Source organism: Lysinibacillus sp. FW301-JW8 (assembly GCF_058788755.1).
On the sequence record NZ_JBYTBB010000049.1, the window covers coordinates 1 to 21,238 of the forward strand.

The window sequence follows — 21,238 nt, forward strand, 5'->3', positions numbered from 1 at the left end:
ATTTTTACGCAAGCGCGAGACAAAGAAATAGCCGTCATCGGTCATCCGATCAAAACGCTCATAATCTAAGTAGCCTCGGTCGAATACGTACATGCATTCCTTATCGTCGACCAACACTTCAAGCTGCCCGCTATCATGTTCTATTGCATTCGTGAGCACCGCCTTGTCGGGATAAGAACAGTCTTTTTCCATGTAGACGAGGCGTAAATGCAGTTTGACACCCGATTTGGTTTTGCGAAACTTGGCCCACTTATGATTGTTCAAATTCAGAGGCAGCGTACTGGAATCAATGATCTTTAAGGGCGTCGATATTTTCCGGTGTTGCTTAAATTCAGTTTTCATATGAATTTGCGCCACCAAATCGAGAAAAATCTGTTGAAAGAATTCGGTTGGTACCTGATTCAATCGGCGTCCTAATTGCGAGTTGCTAATCGAATCTAAATTGGTGAGCTGCTGGAGTTCTTCTGAAAACATCGCGTCACGCACAGCGCGCATACTTTCGGTTTCGTTCAACTGTGCATACAAGAGTATTTTTAGAAAGGAAACCATGTATAGCTTCTTTGTATAGTAGTTTAATTGGTGGTTTTCCACGTATTCCTGCATTTTTTCTGTTGAAATCGGTGAAAACCATTGTTCAAATGATGTTTTTCGTGTAATCTTATCCATGAGATTGGTCCTTTTTATTGGATTTGGATAGGTTACTACCACCAAACCATTATAAAGGACTTTTTTGTGCTTACATGTAATTACAGAAAATTATGATTAATTTGAATGAGGCATTATTTTAATGCGATGCTAGTGATGATTTGATTAAATATGAAAGAAGCCACAATGATCTCAATTATAGAGATGGTTGTGGCTTCTTTATGTACCAAAAAATGTTATTGAATTTTTGTTAATACATCTTCATAAATTTCCTCTGAGGGTTTATTAAGGGCAATCGAAAATTCTGAGAAAATGGATTCCTGTAAGGTTAGAAGTAATTTTTCTTCTTGATTTGGGAATTTTTTTTCTTGTGCAAGAAATTCAAGCTTTTTTCTTAGTAAAGTATTTAAGAGACTTGCTTGCTTTTGTCGATCACCGGATTTAATAATTTCTATATGAGATCGCATACGATGTGTGTTTTGTTCTATCCATTCAACACCAGGAGAAGTAAACGAATGAAGAATTTTGAGGGCTTCATCTTTTTTTATGATGTCTCTAAGCTGTTTTTTTGCATTGTCAATAGGGGTGCGAATGGTTAATTTTGAATCATTTAATGGATGCAAAACGTAGTAAGTTTTTGTAATGTCGCTAAAAGTTTGTTCACAGATATCTTCAATTGAACAAAGTCCATGTGATGAATAAATGACTACATCGCCAACATTATACATGTATTTTCCCTCCAACAAAATAAATTGTCAACTTAGTTGACTAAATTAAGTATAATCAAATAAATATATTTTGTCAACTTAGTTGACGAGTGGTATTTTTTTTTGTATATTATTAACGAAAAATATGGAATGAAGGTGAATAAGTTGAAGGACGAATTGCAAAATCGGGATATCATTGATTTATTAAGCGAACGTCATGAAATACTTCGACGGCTTGCTGAAGAGAAGTGGAATAAACAAAATCATATTTATATTTCTAATTCTGAATGGAATATTTTGGGTAAAATATATAAAAAGCAATTAACGATTTCAGATGTGGCTAAGGATGTTGATTTTTCTAGACAGGCAACTCATAAATTCATAAAAAATTTGGAAGCCAAAGGACTAGTAACAGTTTGTAAAGTTGAGCATAGTAAGAAACATAAAGCTATTAGTATGACTAAATTTGGTGAAGAATGCTATGAAAAAAATGAACAATACAAAGCAGAAATTGAGCAGCAACTTATCGATACGATAGGGGAAGAGCATGTGACCAAATTAAAAAATATCTTGAGGCTTAATTGGCAATTGGAACATTTGAAAATGCAGGATTCAATCTAAGTTATGAAATAGGTTCAGGATGTAACGAATTCTTATATCTATAGTAGTAAAAATCAGCCTCTCTCGCCCTTCTTGCGAGGGGGTTTTTTTGTTGCATTTTTTAGCTAAACACTAAAAATTCAGAATTAATGCTTCTCCGTTTAGAAAATGAGCAGTTATAATATTGATATAAGAGGTGAATGAGATGAAGAAAGATAGAGGGAAAGTTTGGTTGGGGGTTGCTGGAGTTGCTGTCAATAAGTTCGGTCAATGGCTGGTTGTAAAAAAAGCATATAGTGGCTTAAAGGGAAGATGGTCATTGCCAGCTGGATTTGTCAATGCGGGTGAAACGGTAGATGAGGCTGTTGTCAGAGAATTAAAGGAAGAAACAGGAATTGATTGCTGCGTATCTGGCTTAATTGGTTTTCGTACGGGTGTTATTCGTGGTGAAGTTAGTGATAATATGGCAATTTTTTATTGTCGAATGATAGATGAGCAACAGCTGATTTGTATTCAAGAAAATGAATTGTTAGAGGCAAGATGGATGTACCCACAGGAGCTGGCACAAGATGAAATGACATCTGTTATGTTAAGAGAGATGGCCTCCAATCAATTTGAAAAACACCAGTTACAAGGGATTGAGGGCATTAATCCAGGCGAGGTGTTTGGCTACTCGTCTTATCGATTATTCTTTAAAAAATGATTGGAGCTACAGCGGTTTTTTATTAAATGTTGGCGTTTAGCAAAATCAAAATGATTTTCCTAAATATGACGAACAAGCGAAAACAAGGCTATGTTCATTGAAAGCGTTGTCGTAATCATGTAAACTAATGAGAGAAAAACGGAGGTTATACATACATGGATGGTCCAGTTTCATTAGTTCAGCTAATCATTTCAATTTTGTTATTTTTCGTCATGTTCTTTGGTATCGGATTTTTATTAAATATGCTTCTGCGAATGACATGGTTAATGGCAATTGTGTATCCAATTGTTGTGATTTTTATTGTCGATGATGTAAGCTTTTTAGATTATATTTTCAAGCCAGGCTCTGCGTTTCCAGCATTAATCGATAAATTACAAGCATTGCAATTTGTAGATATTGCTATACTATCTGGTGGCTTTGCAGGTTCTATAGTAGCCGGGATTGTCATGATTTATTTACGTAAAAGTGGATATCGAATGTTTTAACAAGTTTCAGTATTTATCTCCATGTATTGATGTAGAGATAAATACTGATTTTTATTTTCTAATCCAGCATGAGGAGGTGTCTTTTTTATAATAGTAACTGGTAGGTGATGATGGCGATAAAAATGCCTGTTAGTGCCCCGAAAAAAACTTCGCTTCGCTTATGACCTAGCAATGTTTTCAGCTCTTCCATTTTTTCTTGCCCATCCATTTGCGGCCATTTCTTTAAATCATGAAGCAAAGTTTGAAAGTCCTTCCGTAGCTGATTTAATATGGCTGCATGTTGACCTGCCTGATAGCGAACACCGCTTGCATCATACATAACGATAAATGAAAACATAGCGGCTACAGCAAAAATTGGAGAATCTAATCCAGTTTCATAGGCGATAGAGGTCGTAAGTCCTGTAACGGAAGCGGAATGTGAGCTGGGCATTCCTCCAGTAGAAGTAATCAGTCCCCATTTAATCTGTCTGGCCATTAAAAAATGAATAGGAATTTTGACAAATTGTGCAAAGAGAACTGCGAAGAGGGCAACGAGTAAAGGGGTATTTTGAAGTAAACTCATAATCATCACAACCTTCACTAATAATTGCTTTTATTATAACATTCATTATTTTCTAAAAGAAGCTATAGCCAAATATTACGTGTTTTCTGAAACTTAGGTATAATGGAGAATGAATGGAGGAATTAACATGCATATTGTAAAAGAAGCAAAATCATTTGAAACGATTTCTACTGAAGTATTAGTGGTAGGAGTCACAAAACATCGTGAACAAATGCAGGAATGGGATAGTTTTTCATCATTTTACGGGGAATCCATTAATGCGTGGCTTAGCGCAGGGGACGTATCGACAGAGCTAAAAAAAATAACAAAATTGCCATTTATGAAAGATCACGCTAATCTTAAACGTATTTTATTTGTGGGATTAGATGAACGTAAAAATCTAACAGAAGGCGTTATACGTGCAGCATTTGGTTTAGTAGGTAAGGAGCTAAGAGCCTTAAAGGTTAAGGAGTATTCAATTTGGCTTGAATCATTTACGACAGAAGATATTACTGTTGCAGATGTTGCATTTTTAGCTGGTGAGGGAACAGGTCTTGGTTATTACGCAATTCCTCATTATAAAACAACTTCAAATGAGGTCGATAAGCGCATTGAGGCTATCCATCTAGTAACTAAAGCTAATGATATTGATGAGGTAGTGGCAAGCTTTGGAGTAGGGATTATTTATGCAGATGCAGTGAACGAAGCACGAAGCCTAATTAATTTACCACCGAATCTTCTGACACCAACAGACATGGCTAATTATGCAGAGTCTCTTGCGACAGACTATGATTTTGAAGTTGAGATTTTAAATAAAGTACAATTAGAGGAGCTTGGTATGGGCGGTATTTTAAGTGTTAATCAGGGCTCCCATGAAGAACCTCGATTAATCACATTAAAATATAAGGCTACTGAAGACTTTGAAGAGCCAATTGGTCTTGTAGGTAAAGGCGTTACATACGATACAGGCGGCTACTCCTTAAAGCCAAAGGATTCAATGGTAGGCATGAAGGGCGATATGGGCGGTGCAGCAGCAGTGCTTGGCGCTATGAAAATCATTGGTGAATTACGTCCAAATAAAAATGTTGTAGCTGTTATTGGTTCCACTGATAATATGGTTTCGGATACAGCATTTAAACCTGATGATGTTATTACAACATATAGTGGTAAAACAGTTGAAATATTAAATACGGATGCTGAGGGACGCTTAGTATTAGCAGATGCTACTACCTATGCTAAACAGCAAGGGGCAACTTCGATAATTGACGTAGCAACATTAACAGGTGGGGTAATTACAGCACTTGGTATGGATAAAACTGGGGCATTATCGAATGATGATGATTTCTTTGCTGCATTCATGGAAGCTTCACAGGAAACAGATGAATTTGTATGGCGCATGCCGTTAACAGAAAGTGATAAAAAGCGAATTCGTAAATCAGATGTTGCTGATTTAAATAATTCTCCAGGCCGAGATGGACATATGATTTTTGGTGGAGGCTTTGTTGGTGAGTTTGTTGGCGATACACCATGGATTCATTTAGACATCGCGGGCACATCTGATGCAGTTGCTATACATGATCTAGGTCCAAAGGGTGGAACAGGTGTAATGGTAAGAACTATTGCAAACTTTGTGCAACGATTAGGAGAAGAAAATTAAAAACGTTATGGTGGGTGTCAACTTGTTCAGGTAGTGAAAATGATAGAAGATAAGTTATCCCTCTATAATGTCAATTAGCTTAGGCGATGTACATGTGATAGTTGTGCCCTCCCTACATAGGATAAAGTAAAAAGGGAGGTAGCTTATGCCATTTTTCGGAGGTTATCCAGGAGGAGGCTTTTGGTCATTCGGTGCACCGTTTTTTGGAGGTTTTTTAGGGAGTTTTCTTGGATCACAATTTGGTCCATTTCCACCGTTTTATCCAAACTATCGTCCATTTCCACCAGGTCCATATTTCCATCCAAGTCGACCATTTCCACCACGGTATCGTAGACCTTTTTAAGCTGAATAAGTGGTATATGTTAACCAGTTGTCGAAATTACATCGGCAGCTGGTTTTTTCTTAATTTGTAAATGTTTTCATGATTGTTAATTGGTATTGTTCTTGAAAAAATCATAAAATGGCATGAAATAAACTGTTGACAGAATATACTAAATTATTTATTATTCTTATTATATTACTAAGAATTGAAAACGTAGCTGACTAGCAAACTAGAGGCTCTTATTGTTCATAGGCATCGCTATGCCCATGGATAATATGAGTCTTTTTTCTATCTCTAACAAGAGACGAGAAGGAGTGAAAAGAAATGGGGAAAGTTTTTATAGTAGGTGCTGGTCCTGGAGATGTGGATTTGATCACTGTCAAAGGATTACGGTGTATCGAATGTGCTGATGTCATCTTATATGACAGACTCATTAATAAAGAGTTGCTGGCTTATGCTAAAAAGGAAGCTCAACTTATCTTTTGCGGTAAACTGCCTCAGCAGCATGCCATGATTCAGGAGCATATTAATCAATCAATTGTCAGCTATGCACAGCAGGGGAAAATTGTAACGAGATTAAAGGGAGGTGACCCATTCGTATTTGGCAGAGGTGCAGAAGAAGCAGAGGTGCTAGTACAGCATAATATTCCATTTGAAATTGTTCCTGGGATTTCTTCTGGGATAGCCGCACCAGCCTATGCGGGAATTCCAGTAACACATCGCGATTTAAGCTCAAGTTTTGCGATGGTTACAGGTCATATGAGAGAGGGCAAGGATGACGCCATACAGTGGGAAAGTCTTGCAAAAGGAATTGATACAATTGCGATTTATATGGGGGTTGGCAATCTTCCCTATATTCGTCAGCAGCTGCTTAAGTATGGTCGCGATGAAGAAACTCCTGTAGCGCTTATTCATTGGGGTACGCTTTCTCAGCAAAAAACAGTTACGGGTACTTTAGCGACTATAGAAAAGATTGTACAACGAGAAAATATCCAAAACCCAAGCATAATTGTAGTGGGAAAGGTTGTTACATTGAGGGAATCAATTCAATGGTTTGAGCAAAGCATTCCACAGCCGCAGTTAGTAAAAAATTCTGTGTAAGGATGTGGATTTATGCAAGCCATTTTATATATTGCTCATGGAAGCCGTGTAAAGGCAGGCGTGGAGCAAGCCATTGCCTTTCTAAAGGGCGTACAACTGGAGATTGATATTCCAATTCAAGAAATTTGTTTCTTAGAATTGGCAGTACCCACCATTGCTGAAGGGATCGATAGCTGTATTAAACGAGGGGCTACAGCTATCGCGATCATGCCTATTTTATTGCTAGCTGCTCAGCATGCAAAGCAGGATATTCCAAGCGAAATCGAAAGAGCGAAAAAACAGCATCCACATATAACCTTTACATATGGTGAACCACTTGGTATCCATGAATTATTAATTGACACACTACACACTAGGATTTTAGAAACAAAATTACCTACTAACAATGCAAGTGTTTTACTAATTGGTCGTGGGAGCAGTGATCCAGAAGTCAAGAGGGATTTAGCTAAAATTGCAGTAAGGCTACGTGATAAATATGCTTATATTGCCGTAGACACATGTTATTTGTATGGAATAGGTCCAACTTTTGAAGAGTGGCTACAGCAAAAGAAAAATAAGGCTGATCCAGTATTTATCGTGCCGTATTTATTGTTTACAGGAATTCTTCGACAAAGTATAACAAAGCGATTGCAAGAATATGAGAATCGTAACATCACATTATGTGAAAGTTTAGGCTACGACCATAATGTAAGGGAAGTTTTAGTGGAACGTATTGTCGAATTATTAGCATGTCATAAGGAAGGTGTTCTGTCATGGTAGATAAAAGGGCTGAAAATGTAAATCTAGCATTAGATAATGTCCGTCAAATTTTAAATACTGTGAGTCATGGATCAATTACTTTAATTATCCAAAATTCCTATGTGGTCCAAATTGAAAAAAAGGAAAAAATAAGACTTCGATAATTTAACTTCTTTCAGCAGAAGTCTTCCACCTCTATAGGTGGTGAGATGAATGCGGGTTTAGGTTGCTTTTCAGTGAATGTCCAAACACCTACTGAAAGAAGTTAAAGCCTCTGGCAGATGTCACTGAATCAGAAAGGTTTTCTTTGTGCAAGCACAAAGCCGATTCCGGACGCAATTATGCCGAGGCATAATTGATTTTTACAGAAAAAATAGCGCCAGCCAAAAAAGGTTTGGCGCCGACTCAATGAAGAAAAGAAATGATACTAATACGTGAGGTGGCAAGATTTGAAACTGCAAGTAATAAATAGTCCATTTAATGAGGAGCAGGTAAAGCTATTAAATGAGCTGCTCCCTAAACTAACTGGAGAGCAGAGAATTTGGCTAAACGGTTATTTAAGTGCACCGCTAGCAACAATCAATACTATACCTGAGGAAGTACCGCCAACGGTAACACCAAGCACTAAAACAGTGACGATTTTATATGGTTCACAAACAGGTAATAGCCAGGGTCTAGCTGAAAAATATGCGTCTGCATTGAAAAGCAATGATGTAGATGTGACAGTTTCATCATTAGCGAGATTTAAGCCTAATAATTTAAAAAAGCTTACAAACCTTTTACTCATTGTCAGTACACATGGTGAAGGGGACCCACCTGATCAAGCCATACAGTTTTATGAATTTTTGCATAGTAAGCGCGCTCCGAAACTAGAGAATTTACACTATTCGGTACTAGCCTTAGGGGATAGCTCCTATGAATTCTTCTGTAAAACAGGGAAAGATTTCGATGAGCAATTTGCCAAATTGGGGGCTACTCAGATTGTCCCTCGTACAGATTGTGATGTGGATTATGATGATGCTGCAGCACAATGGTTTGCAGCTGTTCAGAAGGAGCTCCTACAGCAGGCTGATGTAACTGCTACATTAGAGACAACAGATCAGACAGTACAGCGGGATTCTACATATTCTCGAAAAAATCCTTTTTATGCTGAAGTACTAGAAAGCATTAATTTAAATGGCAGGGGCTCCAACAAAGAGACGCGTCATGTTGAATTATCAATTGAGGGTACAAATTTCTATTTTGAGCCTGGAGATAGCATCGGTATTTTGCCAGAAAATGATGAAAAATTAGTCGATGCTTTATTAACAGCACTTCAGTTTGATCCTCTAACTGAGGTAAGTGTATTTGATGAAAAAGTATCGATAAGAGAAGCCTTGCAAAAGAAGCTAGAAATAACAGTGCTATCCAAGCCACTATTACAAAAGATTGGTGCCTATACAGTTCATAAGGAATATACAAAGATGGTAGAAGATGCTAACGCTTGGAAGGACTATGCAAAGGGAAGAGATTTGCTTGATGTCGCTGAAGATTTTGCACCATTTTCATGGAATGCACAGCAATTTGTAGAGCTGTTACGTAAAATTCCTGCACGACTTTATTCCATTGCTAGTAGTCAAAAGGCAAATAATGAAGAGGTGCACTTAACTATTGGGAAAGTAAGCTATGAGACAAATGGACGTCAACGTCTTGGCGTTTGCTCTGGCAGTGTTGCGGAGCGTATTCAAATTGGTGATACATTACCAATATATGTGCATAAAAATCCCAATTTTAGATTACCAGTGCAACAGGACACACCAATTATTATGATTGGTGCGGGTACAGGTGTGGCTCCATATCGTGCATTTCTAGAGGAGCGTGAGGAACTTGGGATTGAAGGAAAGGCATGGTTAATCTTTGGTGATCAGCATTTTGTGACAGATTTCCTTTATCAAACAGATTGGCAGCGTTGGCTTGCCTCTGGCACACTAACCCAAATGGATGTAGCCTTCTCACGAGATACTGATAAAAAAATCTATGTGCAACATAAAATTGAAGAAAATGCAGCAGCTTTTTATGAATGGTTGGAGCTAGGGGCTGTTATTTACGTATGTGGTGATGAAAAAGCGATGGCGGCAGATGTCGATGCCACAATACATCGTCTGATAGAGCAACAAGGACAAAAAACGCCAGAGGAAGCGAAAGCCTTTGTCAATGAACTAAAACAACAGAATCGCTATCAACGTGACGTTTATTAATAAAGGAGAGAAGAAACATGACAGGAAAAATTATTTTACCTCCACAACCAGGAAATCCTAGTGATGTAGAGCGTATAAAAAGTGAAAGTAATTATCTGCGTGGAACACTTGAACGTACGATGAATAATCCATTAAGTTCAGGAATTCCAGAGGATGATAATCGACTGATGAAATTTCATGGAAGTTATTTACAAGATGACCGTGATCTACGTAATGAACGGCAGCGTCAAAAGCTAGAGCCCGCTTATCAATTTATGGTGCGCGTACGTACACCAGGTGGAGCAGCTACACCAGCTCAGTGGTTAGTAATGGATGAAATGGCAAGAAAGTACGGCAATGGTTCCTTAAAATTAACAACTCGTCAGGCGTTCCAGGTACACGGTATTTTAAAATGGAATGTCAAAAAATATATGCAGGAAATTAACGATGTATTATTGGATTCTCTTGCTGCTTGTGGGGATGTAAACCGTAATGTTATGTGTAATGTCAATCCAAATCAATCAGCATTACATGAGGAAATTTACAATTGGTCCGCAAAGTTAAGCGAGCATTTACTTCCTAGAACACGAGCATATCATGAGCTATGGCTAGATGGTGAAAAGGTAGTAGACAGTCAAGAGGAAGAAATTGAACCAATTTATGGTTCATTGTATTTACCACGCAAATTTAAGATTGGTATAGCTGTTCCTCCAAGTAATGATGTAGATGTATTTTCACAAGATATCGGATTAATTGCGATAGTTGAGGAGAGTAAGTTAGTTGGCTTTAACGTTGCAGTAGGTGGTGGGATGGGCATGACGCATGGTGATCATGAAACATACCCACAGCTTGCTCGGGTTATTGGCTTTATCACACCTGATAAATTACTGGAAACAGCAGAAAAAATTATTACGATTCAACGCGATTATGGCAATCGTTCCGTACGTAAAAATGCTCGTTTTAAATATACAATTGATGCAAGAGGGCTTGAATGGTTTAATGAGGAGCTCACACGTCGTCTAGGCTGGAATATTCAAGAAACACGTCCATATACATTCGATCGTACAGGTGATGAGTTTGGCTGGATTAAAGGGGCAGAGGGGAAATGGCATTATACTCTATTTATTCAAAATGGTCGTATTAAGGATTTTGAAGACTATCAACTGCTAACAGGGCTACGCGAAATTGCGAAGGTACACACGGGTGATTTTCGCTTAACGCCAAACCAAAATTTAATGATTGGCAATGTTACTCCGCAAAAGAAGAAAAAGATTGCGGCTCTTATTGAAGAATACAAGCTAACAGATGGTGCGCACTATTCTGCTTTACGACGTAATTCTATTGCCTGTGTTTCGCTACCAACATGTGGGCTAGCGATGGCTGAAGCGGAGCGCTACTTACCTTCCCTGATTACAAAAATTGATACAATTATTGATGAGGCCGGCCTAAGCGAGACGGAAATCGTTATTCGGATGTCTGGCTGTCCTAATGGTTGTTCACGAGCTGCTATGGCTGAAATTGGCTTTATCGGTAAAGGGCCAGGAAAGTACAATATGTATCTAGGGGCAAGCTTTATAGGAAATCGTCTTAATAAAATATATCGTGAAAATATCGGTGAAGAGGAAATTTTAGCAGAGCTTCGTCCAATTCTTCTGCATTTTGCCAAGGATCGTTTAGAGGGAGAGCATTTTGGAGATTTTGTTATTCGGGCTGGCTATGTAACAGCAGTCTATGATGGAAGAGAGTTTCATCATCAATAGAGACAGGAGAAAGAATTAATATACGCTACAAAGTCTAGTCAAAGGCTTTGTAGCGTATTTCAAATTATAGGTTCAGTGCCCGATACATAAATGCCACGAATTGTGCTCGTGTCACTGGTTCATTAGGTTTGAAGTTACCATTATCGCCTAATGCTATACCAGAATCGGCGAGTGCGGATATATAGTTATAGCTCCAATGCGTGGCAGGAACATCGTGGAATGTACTTGTTCCTTCAGGTGTTAAACCAAATGCAAGTACGAGAATCTTTGCCATTTGACCACGTGTCATAGGTGCGTTTGGATTAAATGCACCGTTTGATCCATCTACGATACCAGCTTGTTGAAGTTTCGTTATAGAATCATAGTATGGATGGTTTTGGGGTACATCACTAAATGGCACAGCTTCACGTTTAGTTGTTAGCACAAATGCACGTGCCAACATGACCGCAATATGTTGTCGTTTTATTGGTTCGTTCGGTCGGAACGTGCCATCTGGATAACCAGTGATAATACCACGCTCCGAAATGTCCTCAATCATATCCCTTGCCCAATTGTTAGTAATATCAGTGAAGCGATAAGTTGGTGTCATTCCTTCAGGTTGCTCGGGTTCTTCAGGTGTTGGGACAGGTTGTTCCGATTTTGGTGTTTCAACTGGTATTGGACTTGGATTTGGCTCAGGATTAGGAATATAACCACCACCTGAAGTACTGTTCATAATCCATTTTGCGTACAAAATTATCCGTTCCGTTACAACGTCTTTTGTAAAATTCCATGCATTTGTAAAAGCTGCATCTTTGTACCATCCTCCGAATGTATAACCCTCTTTTGTAGTTAATGGCTCTTTTAAAGTTGTGTTATACAAAACGCTTTGATCGGTTACAATACTTCCGCCGTTTGACTCGAAGGATACCGTATAGCTATTAGCTGATGGGGGAGTTGATGTTGCTAACGATAGAGCTTTGACGTTTTGCATAAGATTACTCTTTTGATCTTCCGTTACTAAATAAATAGTGTATTTCGTTGATTTTTGCAGTCCTGATAGGCTAATTTTTTCTTCCTTATTTCCCACTATAGCAATACTTCCTTGCAGGTTGGCAGAGAGTAAATTTCCTAATGCATCTGTTCCCGCCTTAACCTGTGCAGCAGTTGGAGCTGTTCCGTTAGAGAGAACTGTGTAGTAGACATGACCTGGTTCATTTATTTTAAGTAGTAAATCAGCAGTAGTCTCTCCGATTATCTCTAACCTAGGATAATTTTGTATAAAGTAGGGTTCGGTTTGATCCACATCCACCTGAATACTTTGTGCCTGCTCCACGTTACCCGCATTGTCTTTGCTCCAAGCCTTTAATACAAACGTTCCATCTGTTTGAAAGTCGACAATATTCCCAGTCTCTACATTACCATTATCTATCTGGTAAAAAGTCTGCTTCACTCCAGAAAGGGTGTCAGTTGCAGTTAGTGTAAGTCTCGTAGTACCGTTTGACAAAAGGACAGGCGGTGCTAATGTCGTCACTGGTGCAGTGCGATCAATCTTAATCCCACTCACCGTTGCATTTGTACTGTTTCCAGCATTATCGCTCGCGTTTGTTGTCACAAATAAATTGTCACCTTCTCCTGTAATAACGTTGTTGCTTGGTGAAGTAGATGGATCAATTCCTGAAAGTGCATCAGAGACTGTCCAGCTTATAATTACATCCCCATTGTACCAACCAGCAGAGTTAGGGGGTATTGTTGCCTCTCCAATTATGGTTGGAGGTGTACGATCAATTTTAATTCTTACAGTTTCAGTCGCACTATTTCCAGCCTTGTCTTTCACAGTTCCCGTCACTTGCAGATTGTCACCTTCAGCGGTTAGAATTTGATCACTAGGTATCGTCATAGGATCAATTTCAGAAGCACTATCATTTACAGTCCAGCGTACAGTTACATCACTGTTGTTCCATCCTGCTGCGTTTGGTTGAGGTGTAATTGTGCCCGTAATTGTAGGTGCTATCGTATCCTTCACGACATTGACTGTATATGTTTTCTTTTCAGTACAATCTCCTTTTATAACAGTGAAATCAATCGTACTTATCCCCTCATTCACGGATATCGTATAAGGGGCTCCACTTATACCTGAACTGCCGTTAATCTCCAAATATGAATCCGCGGGGGTCTCTAAGGTTGGTGCCAGCGTAAAAGTAGATGCACTTGGAAGAGTGATGGCCAAGTATTTTAAGTTGACTGGATCACTTTCAAAACGGAGTACATTGTCCATCGGTGTTAAGCTGCTTAAATTGGTTGTAGCCCTGCTAGGATCTCCTTTACTCGTATACAGTCTTAATCTCATGTTTTCCTGATTGCTGATCTGGCGTACAGCATCCTTTTCTACATAAAAGATACCGTCCATATATTCTTTTGCTGATACAGACAGCATGGTTACGAGATTGTTTCCACTAACCTGATAGACTTTGACTGCGTATTTCTGTCCAGCGACAAGCGAAACAGATGTTGGAAAATTCATTGTTCTCCACCCAGTCCCTTGTATCATACTTTTTGACTGTGCGATTACCGTTCCAGGCGATAGATCACCTGCGGACAGAGATAATAAATCGACCCATACTTCACTTCCCGCAAGGTCATGCTGCAAATAAATATCCAGGGCGGTTAAATTAGTCGTATGTTTGGCTGTAAAGGTCTGAGTTAGGCTATCAAAATAACCCAGATTAAGGCTGCTATAATTTGAATTTGATTGATCACCAATGGTTACACATGGTTGCGTAGATGCAGATACATTTGTAATAGGTCCAGTTATTAGCATGAATAAAAGTACTATCGATGCTAATAAAGGTGCCATAATTTGATTGATTCGTTCCATTTTTTCCTCCTTCTTTTGTCAAGGTATTGTAAGTGATTGCCCACTCTATAAGATATTCTTCATTGTTTTAAATATTTGATATAGTGAGCCAAAAAGAGTGTTGTTAGTCTGGAGAAGGTTTCCCGGAACTAGTGATCATAATTTTTACAATTCAATAAAAAGGGAAAGTTTACGTTATTTAAATGACTGTTTGGTTATTTGCATTTGTTGTATACTTGCGAATTCATGAAAATAGATTGCTTTACTGGGAAGATTAATTCTTAACATTTTCATTTCCTGTTATTGAAGTTATAAAATCATTTGTCTACTACTATAGAAGAGAAAGGTTAAAATTAGGTTAAATAAATAGTAAATTAGGAAAATTGAGTAGAAAGGTACATATTAAAATTAATTCTCATAAAAAATAAGCCTACTCTTATAAAAAAGAGCGGCTTGAGAGTATGCTACATTAAAACTTTAGATGGAGAAATCTTCAGGGATAAAGACCTTTAGCTGCTTTGGTTTTACATATACTTGATCACCGATTTTAAGTTCTAGGGAAAGAAATTGCTCTTTTGACAATTCAGCTTCTAGAAATTCGCCGATATCCTCACGGTGTAACTCAATTTGTACGATTGGACCAAGTAAATGAATATGACTTATTTTGACAGGTACTGTACCTGTAACAGCGGTTTTTTCAATTTGAATATCATGTGGACGAACGTAGCCTATAGCATCATCCTGAGTGTGTGCATGTGAGTCAGGTACATCAATAGCAAATTCACCATGTGTTAATTTACCATTATGTAAGCGTCCTTTGAAAATATTTACATTTCCTAAAAAATCGTAAACAAATGGGCTTTTAGGGTTTGTATAAACCTCATCTGGACTACCAATTTGCTCGATTTGGCCATTGTTCATCACAACGATGCGATCCGCTACATCCAGTGCCTCCTCTTGATCATGTGTGACAAATATACTTGTAATGTGGAAATCATCATGAAGTTTTCGTAACCATCTGCGTAACTCTTTTCTTACCTTAGCATCAAGTGCACCAAAGGGTTCATCTAATAAAAGCACCTTCGGCTCCACGGCAAGTGCTCTAGCTAGTGCCACACGCTGACGTTGCCCACCTGAAAGCTGAGTTGGGAAACGTTCAGCGAAATTTTCCAGTTTAACAAGACGTAATAGCTCCATCACTTTGTCTTTAATTTCTGATTTTGAGGGTCTTGTTTTACGAGGACGTACTTTAAGACCATAGGCAACATTATCAAATACTGTCATATGTCGAAAAAGGGCATAATGCTGGAATACAAAGCCTACATTTCGTTCCTTTGGATGACGGTCTGTAATCAATTGGTCGTCAAATAAAATTTCACCAACATCAGAGGTTTCCAGACCAGCAATTACACGTAGTAAAGAGGTTTTCCCTGAACCAGATGGGCCAAGAAGGGCAACGAGTTCACCAGATTGGATATGGAGGGAAATATCCTGTAAAGCTTGAAAGGAACCGAACTTTTTTGATACGTTTTTTATTTGAATGCTCATAATGGCAATGTCTCCTTTAAACAGATTTTGATTTCCAGGCAATAATATCTTTCACAATAAGTGTAATGATGGCAATAACACTCATAAGCGAAGCAACGGCAAAGGCTGCTGCAAATTGGTACTCATTGTATAAAATTTCAATATGAAGGGGCATAGTATTTGTCATCCCTCGAATATGTCCCGATACAACAGAAACGGCACCAAATTCGCCAATCGCTCGAGCGTTACATAGAATAAGCCCGTATAATAAGCCCCATTTGATATTTGGTAATGTCACATGCCAAAATGTTTTAAAGCCGCCTGCACCTAGTGATATGGAAGCCTCCTCCTCAGAGGTTCCCTGTGTCTGCATAAGAGGAATGAGTTCCCTCGCAACAAAGGGCAACGTAACAAAAATAGTAGCAAGAACAATCCCTGGAAGCGCAAAAACAATCTTAATATCATTTTCAAAGAGCCAATCGCCAAATAGACCCTGTGCACCAAATAATAAGATAAATATTAATCCTGCGATAACAGGGGATACTGCGAAAGGAAGATCAACAATTGTTAGTAATAAATTTTTCCCTTTAAAATTAAATTTTGTTAATGCCCAGGCAGCCATAATACCAAAAATCGCGTTTAATGGGACGGCAATCACAACAACTGTTAAAGTTAGCTTGATAGCCGCTAAGGCATCTGGATGTGTAATGGCTGCCATATACACGTCTACGCCTTTTTGGAAGGCAGTGATGAAAATAGATACTAGTGGCAAAACAATAAAAAATCCTAAAAAAACTAACGCAATAAATGTCAAAGTATAACGAACGAAGCGAGGTTCTTGTAAGGCTGAAGACTTTGCTATGGCTTTATTTTTTTCAGGAGCAGCTTGCTGAATAACTGTAGATTGTTCCATATATACCTCCTACTGTACAAAGCGACGATTTGCCAGCCATTGTATGATATTTATGCTGAATAATAGTATGAACGATGTAATGAGCATGACTAATGCTATAGCTGTAGCACCAGCATAATCATATTGTTCTAGCTTCGTCATAATAATTAACGGTGTAATTTCGGTTTTCATCGGCATATTTCCAGCGATAAAAACTACGGAACCATACTCTCCTAGTGCACGTGCAAAAGCTAATGAAAAGCCTGTCAAAATGGCAGGAGCCAGCTCTGGTAAAATGACTTTTCCGAAGGTTTGTAAACGTGTTGCACCAAGACTTGCAGAGGCCTCCTCGACCTCTGCACTAATACTTTGTAAAACAGGTTGTACTGTACGAACGACAAATGGCAGCCCGATAAACGTTAGGGCGATGATAATACCAAGTGGTGTAAATGCAATTTTGAAGCTGAAAAATTGACCAATCCAGCCATTGGGTGCATAAAGTGATGTTAAGGCTATTCCTGCTACAGCAGTTGGTAAAGCGAACGGTAAATCAACAAGCCCATCAATAATGCGTTTAAAGGGAAATTGGTAACGCACAAGCACCCAAGCAATAATTGTGCCAAAAACAACATTCAGTAAACCAGCAGCGAGCGCTGTGCTGAAGCTTACTTTATAAGAAGCAACAGCCCTAGGAGCAGTCACAATATCAATAAACTCTGCCCAGCTTAAGGACAGTGTATGAATAAAAATCATAGAAAGTGGCAATAAAACTAGCAAGCTAACATAGAGCATGGTGTAACCAAGAGAAAGACGGAAGCCCGGAATGATGCGACGTTTTTTATTAATCGTTAAACTTGTCATAACAGGCCTCCTTATTGAGGTACATAAATTTCGTCAAATGTACCGTCATCTTTAAAATGTTTTGCTTGTGCTTCAGCCCAGCCTCCGAAATCATCGATGGAAACAAGCTCAAGTTGTGGGAATTGGTCTTGATATTTTGCTAGAATCTCTTCATTACGTGGTCGATAGTAGTTTTTTGCAGCAATTTCTTGCCCCGCATCACTATATAAATGCTTTAGATATGCTTCTGCTACTTCGCGTGTTCCTTTTTTATCAACTATCTTGTCAACAATTGCAACAGGGGGCTCTGCTAAAATACTTAAAGAAGGTGTGACAATTTCAAACTCATCATCTCCTAACTCATTAAGGGATAAATAGGCTTCATTCTCCCATGCAATTAGGACATCTCCAATTTCACGTTCAACAAAGGTTGTTGTAGCGCCACGAGCACCTGAATCTAACACCTCCACATTGCTGTATAAGGCATTCATAAATTCTTTTATTTTTGTTTCATCGTTGTTATATAATTTCCCTGCATAGGCCCAAGCAGCTAAATAATTCCAACGAGCACCACCAGATGTTTTGGGATTTGGTGTAATAACTGAAACATCTTTCTTAATTAAGTCATTCCAGTCCTTAATGCCTTTTGGATTGCCCTTGCGTACTAAAAAGACAATAGTGGATGTGTAAGGTGTGGAATTGTTTTCAAATTCCGTTTGCCAGTCTTTGTTTAATAAATCCCGAGCCTGTGCAATCTCATCAATATCGTAGGCTAAGGCTAAGGTAACAACATCAGCCTCTAGCCCATCAATAACAGCGCGCCCTTGCTTTCCAGAACCACCATGAGATTGCTTGATAGTCACCTCTTGACCTGTTTCATCCTTCCACTTCTTTATAAAATCTTTATTAAATTCATCGTATAGCTCACGTGTAGGGTCATAAGATACATTAAATAATTCCACTGATTTTTTTGTGTCTGAAGCACCAGTATCACTTTCAGATGATTTAGTTCCACAGCCTGTTAAGGTCAATGTCAGCATGGATATAAGTGCTAATGATTGGAAAAGATGTTTTCTTTTTTTCATTAAAATCGCTCCTTTTTGATTTAAAAAAACGCAAAAGACCATCTCTGAGAACGAGAATATTTCGTTCTAGATAGATGGCCTTCAGATCCTCTGATCAGCATTTTTATTGGTTTGGTTCAAATCTTAGTTATACATTAAACATATATTTCCTATTAGTCAACAAGGAATTAAAAAAATATTGCTAATTTTTGAAAAAATAGTGGCTCTTCATCAAGAGATGCAGTTCAATTTTACATAGAAAGAGAGAAAAAAATCATTAAAACAGATACATACACACCACATGTTGGATAAAAGTTTAGAAAAATAATTTAATTTTTTAAAAAGCCTAGTTGACTACTAGGTGTAATTTAGTATATATTTGGTAATAAGAAAAATGATTGTGAACAAGGTAGCAAATACTAGTAAACAATCATCATATAAGAGCTGGCTAGTCAAACTAGAGGCGTTTTAGCAATGAGACATGTTATAACTATGTCTTTTGTTAGAGCGTCTTTTTTCGTTATAAGGGGGATAACATGTTAACATTTGCAACTTGGCATGAGCCAACATTGGATTTTAAGATTGATGAAACCTTTAAGGCTGCGCTGGAGGTATTACAGTGGAGTTATGCAGAGTATGGAGAGGATATCGTTTATGCTTGTAGCTTTGGAATTGAGGGAATCGTCTTAATCGATTTAATTTCAAAGGTGAAGCCTGACGCTACCATTATTTTTTTAGATACAGATGTTCATTTTAAAGAAACCTATGAAACTATTGATCGAGTGAAAGAGAAATATCCGCAGCTAAACATTATTTTGCAAAAGCCTGGACTTACATTAGCCCAACAAGCGGAGCAATACGGTGATGAGTTATGGAAGTCTAATCCAAATAAGTGTTGTGAAATTCGAAAAATAACACCGTTACATCAATCATTAGCAGGGGCAAAAGCTTGGATTTCAGGTTTGCGTCGTGAACAATCGCCAACTCGTCAAAATACAAATTTTATCAATCTTGATGATAAATTTAAGTCAATTAAAATTTGTCCACTCATTCATTGGACATGGAAGGACGTTTGGCGATATGTCTCAAAGCATAATTTGCCTTACAATCCTTTGCACGACACAGGTTATCCAAGCATTGGCTGTGAACATTGCACAAAGCCAGCCTTTACGATGGATGATTTACGTTCAGGTAGATGGCAAGGATCTGGTAAAACTGAGTGTGGTTTACATGAATAAAGGAGTTTTGCCATGCTTGAATATGTTGCGATAGCGATTAGTCTATTTTTTGCATTAAATATAGGTGCTAGTGGAGCAGCGGCTTCTATGGGAGTCGCTTACGGTGCAGGAGCCATTCCAAAAGCCTGGCAAGCCTTGCTGATTTGTGCCATAGGTGTTTTTAGTGGAGCGGTTCTTGGCGGTGGAGAGGTAGTAAAAACAATTAGCTCTGGCATTATGCCACAAGAGTACATCACTGTAAAGGTTGTTATTATTATTTTAATTTCCGCGACAAGCTCACTCTTTCTGGCAAATCTTTTAGGAATCCCATTATCGACAAGTGAAGTAACGGTAGGAGCTGTTGTAGGTGTAGGGATAGCTTATAAGGTGCTTTATGTAAAATCATTGCTTGTCATCATGTCATTTTGGGTGATAATTCCAATTATTGCATTTGTCATTGCATTAGTCTTTGGGAAATGGCTGTATAAATTACGTGTCAAGGATTTGCTAAAGGATCGACCGATATTAACGATTCTCCTTGTACTAGCTGGATTTTTTGAAGCATTTTCAGCGGGGATGAATAATGTAGCGAATGCAGTTGGACCATTGGTAGGTGCAGGGATGATGAGTGTGACGAATGGAATTTGGCTTGGTGGGGCATTTGTAGCGCTTGGAGCCATACTACTTGGAAAACGAGTACTTGAAACAAATGGGAAGAAGATTGTTCGCTTCGAGAAGACAGAAGGTATTTTAATTTCCAGCACAGGTGCACTGCTTGTCGGTATTAGCTCTATTTTCGGGCTTCCAGTACCGTTAACACAAGTAACTTCATCCTCTATTATCGGCATGGGAATGGCGAAAAACGGAAAACAAATTCTGCATAAGCAAATTGTTAGAAAAATCATTCGAATTTGGATTGTATCTCCAATATTTTCTTTAGCCATTTCTTATTTTTTAGTGCAGCTATTCTTGGAGAAAGATCTCTACGCCATCATACTAATTGGAAGCATTATTGTTGGAACGCTAGGGGTCATTAGCTTAATGCGAACAATGCGAGAAGAAGAAAGTTCCATATATGACTCAGGCGAGGGTATCTAAATCAATGAGTGGTTAAAAGATGATGAAATTGGTTGGAATGGTGGGGAAGCTGATCAAAAAAGAGTGTGGTTTAACCATTAAAGAGGGGGACCCGATCAAATAATAGGGAGAGACCTGATCAAAAATACGGGAAGCCGATCAAAAAAGGGAGAGACCTGATCAAAAACCTGAGAAGCCGATCAAAAAAGGATGAGACCTGATCAAATAAAAGGGAAGCTGATCAATAAAGAGGGGTACCTGATCAACTATAATAAGAAGCCGATCAAAACAGCGTGGAAGCTGATCAACT

Annotated in this window: 20 protein-coding genes; 12 read left to right on the forward strand and 8 right to left on the reverse strand. The window is 38.4% G+C overall.

Annotated features, from left to right (window positions below; all coding sequences use genetic code 11):
- Together AC3WOM_RS18175 and AC3WOM_RS18180 are read right to left on the reverse strand one after the other, a co-directional pair.
- Positions 1–666 (reverse strand): IS4 family transposase (locus tag AC3WOM_RS18175; RefSeq protein WP_492447866.1); only part of this gene is annotated, 666 nt, incomplete at its 3' end.
- 215 nt (positions 667–881) lie between these two features.
- Positions 882–1,373 (reverse strand): CarD family transcriptional regulator, encoded by a 492-nt coding sequence (locus AC3WOM_RS18180; protein WP_492447867.1) that lies wholly within the window; start codon positions 1,371–1,373, stop codon positions 882–884.
- Positions 1,374–1,508: 135 nt separating this feature from the next.
- Between AC3WOM_RS18180 and AC3WOM_RS18185 the strand changes: the two genes are divergently transcribed.
- The 3 genes from AC3WOM_RS18185 to AC3WOM_RS18195 all read left to right on the forward strand — a co-directional run bounded on the left by AC3WOM_RS18185 (position 1,509) and on the right by AC3WOM_RS18195 (position 3,140).
- Positions 1,509–1,973 carry a MarR family winged helix-turn-helix transcriptional regulator gene (locus AC3WOM_RS18185; RefSeq protein ID WP_492447890.1) on the forward strand — a complete coding sequence of 155 codons (465 nt, stop codon included), beginning with the start codon at positions 1,509–1,511 and terminating at the stop codon, positions 1,971–1,973.
- Positions 1,974–2,157: 184 nt separating this feature from the next.
- Positions 2,158–2,655, forward strand: coding sequence for an NUDIX hydrolase (locus AC3WOM_RS18190; protein WP_427544834.1), 498 nt, complete (start codon positions 2,158–2,160; stop codon positions 2,653–2,655).
- 155 nt (positions 2,656–2,810) lie between these two features.
- Positions 2,811–3,140 (forward strand): YuiB family protein, encoded by a 330-nt coding sequence (locus tag AC3WOM_RS18195; protein ID WP_283869341.1) that lies wholly within the window; start codon positions 2,811–2,813, stop codon positions 3,138–3,140.
- Between the two features lie 85 nt (positions 3,141–3,225).
- Here AC3WOM_RS18195 and AC3WOM_RS18200 read toward each other — a convergent pair whose 3' ends face one another.
- Positions 3,226–3,708, reverse strand: coding sequence for a divergent PAP2 family protein (locus tag AC3WOM_RS18200; RefSeq protein WP_492447868.1), 483 nt, complete (start codon positions 3,706–3,708; stop codon positions 3,226–3,228).
- 121 nt (positions 3,709–3,829) lie between these two features.
- Between AC3WOM_RS18200 and AC3WOM_RS18205 the strand changes: the two genes are divergently transcribed.
- From AC3WOM_RS18205 to cysI, 7 genes are all read left to right on the forward strand, one after another.
- Complete coding sequence (locus AC3WOM_RS18205; protein ID WP_492447869.1) at positions 3,830–5,338, forward strand: leucyl aminopeptidase; 1,509 nt, start codon at positions 3,830–3,832, stop codon at positions 5,336–5,338.
- A gap of 145 nt (positions 5,339–5,483) precedes the next feature.
- Positions 5,484–5,681 (forward strand): uroporphyrin-III methyltransferase, encoded by a 198-nt coding sequence (locus tag AC3WOM_RS18210; protein WP_492447870.1) that lies wholly within the window; start codon positions 5,484–5,486, stop codon positions 5,679–5,681.
- Positions 5,682–5,984: 303 nt separating this feature from the next.
- Complete coding sequence (gene cobA / locus AC3WOM_RS18215) at positions 5,985–6,761, forward strand: uroporphyrinogen-III C-methyltransferase (RefSeq protein WP_492447871.1); 777 nt, start codon at positions 5,985–5,987, stop codon at positions 6,759–6,761.
- A gap of 12 nt (positions 6,762–6,773) precedes the next feature.
- The gene (locus AC3WOM_RS18220; protein ID WP_492447872.1) at positions 6,774–7,520 is read left to right on the forward strand and encodes a sirohydrochlorin chelatase; all 747 of its coding nucleotides are present in this window, start codon (positions 6,774–6,776) and stop codon (positions 7,518–7,520) included.
- Positions 7,514–7,663, forward strand: coding sequence for a DUF2292 domain-containing protein (locus AC3WOM_RS18225; protein ID WP_427544821.1), 150 nt, complete (start codon positions 7,514–7,516; stop codon positions 7,661–7,663). The genes AC3WOM_RS18220 and AC3WOM_RS18225 overlap by 7 nt, the downstream gene beginning before the upstream one ends.
- A gap of 285 nt (positions 7,664–7,948) precedes the next feature.
- Positions 7,949–9,736 (forward strand): assimilatory sulfite reductase (NADPH) flavoprotein subunit, encoded by a 1,788-nt coding sequence (locus tag AC3WOM_RS18230; RefSeq protein ID WP_492447873.1) that lies wholly within the window; start codon positions 7,949–7,951, stop codon positions 9,734–9,736.
- A 17-nt stretch (positions 9,737–9,753) separates the two neighbouring features.
- Entirely contained in the window at positions 9,754–11,475 is a 1,722-nt protein-coding gene (gene cysI, locus AC3WOM_RS18235) for an assimilatory sulfite reductase (NADPH) hemoprotein subunit (RefSeq protein WP_492447874.1), read from the forward strand.
- Between the two features lie 64 nt (positions 11,476–11,539).
- Here the strand turns inward: cysI and AC3WOM_RS18240 are convergent, their stop codons facing one another.
- The 5 genes from AC3WOM_RS18240 to AC3WOM_RS18260 all read right to left on the reverse strand — a co-directional run bounded on the left by AC3WOM_RS18240 (position 11,540) and on the right by AC3WOM_RS18260 (position 18,655).
- Positions 11,540–14,332, reverse strand: coding sequence for an S-layer homology domain-containing protein (locus tag AC3WOM_RS18240; protein ID WP_492447875.1), 2,793 nt, complete (start codon positions 14,330–14,332; stop codon positions 11,540–11,542).
- Between the two features lie 456 nt (positions 14,333–14,788).
- A complete protein-coding gene (locus AC3WOM_RS18245; RefSeq protein ID WP_492447876.1) occupies positions 14,789–15,859 on the reverse strand; it encodes a sulfate/molybdate ABC transporter ATP-binding protein in 1,071 nt (356 codons plus the stop codon).
- 16 nt (positions 15,860–15,875) lie between these two features.
- Complete coding sequence (cysW, locus tag AC3WOM_RS18250) at positions 15,876–16,751, reverse strand: sulfate ABC transporter permease subunit CysW (protein WP_427544812.1); 876 nt, start codon at positions 16,749–16,751, stop codon at positions 15,876–15,878.
- Between the two features lie 9 nt (positions 16,752–16,760).
- Positions 16,761–17,591 carry a sulfate ABC transporter permease subunit CysT gene (gene cysT / locus AC3WOM_RS18255; protein ID WP_492447877.1) on the reverse strand — a complete coding sequence of 277 codons (831 nt, stop codon included), beginning with the start codon at positions 17,589–17,591 and terminating at the stop codon, positions 16,761–16,763.
- A gap of 11 nt (positions 17,592–17,602) precedes the next feature.
- Positions 17,603–18,655 carry a sulfate ABC transporter substrate-binding protein gene (locus AC3WOM_RS18260; protein ID WP_492447878.1) on the reverse strand — a complete coding sequence of 351 codons (1,053 nt, stop codon included), beginning with the start codon at positions 18,653–18,655 and terminating at the stop codon, positions 17,603–17,605.
- Positions 18,656–19,170: 515 nt separating this feature from the next.
- Here AC3WOM_RS18260 and AC3WOM_RS18265 point away from each other — a divergent pair.
- Entirely contained in the window at positions 19,171–19,872 is a 702-nt protein-coding gene (locus AC3WOM_RS18265; protein ID WP_492447879.1) for a phosphoadenylyl-sulfate reductase, read from the forward strand.
- Positions 19,873–19,884: 12 nt separating this feature from the next.
- Positions 19,885–20,949, forward strand: a complete 1,065-nt coding sequence (cysP, locus tag AC3WOM_RS18270; protein ID WP_492447880.1) for a sulfate permease — start codon at positions 19,885–19,887, stop codon at positions 20,947–20,949.
- The last annotated feature ends 289 nt before the right edge of the window (positions 20,950–21,238 follow it).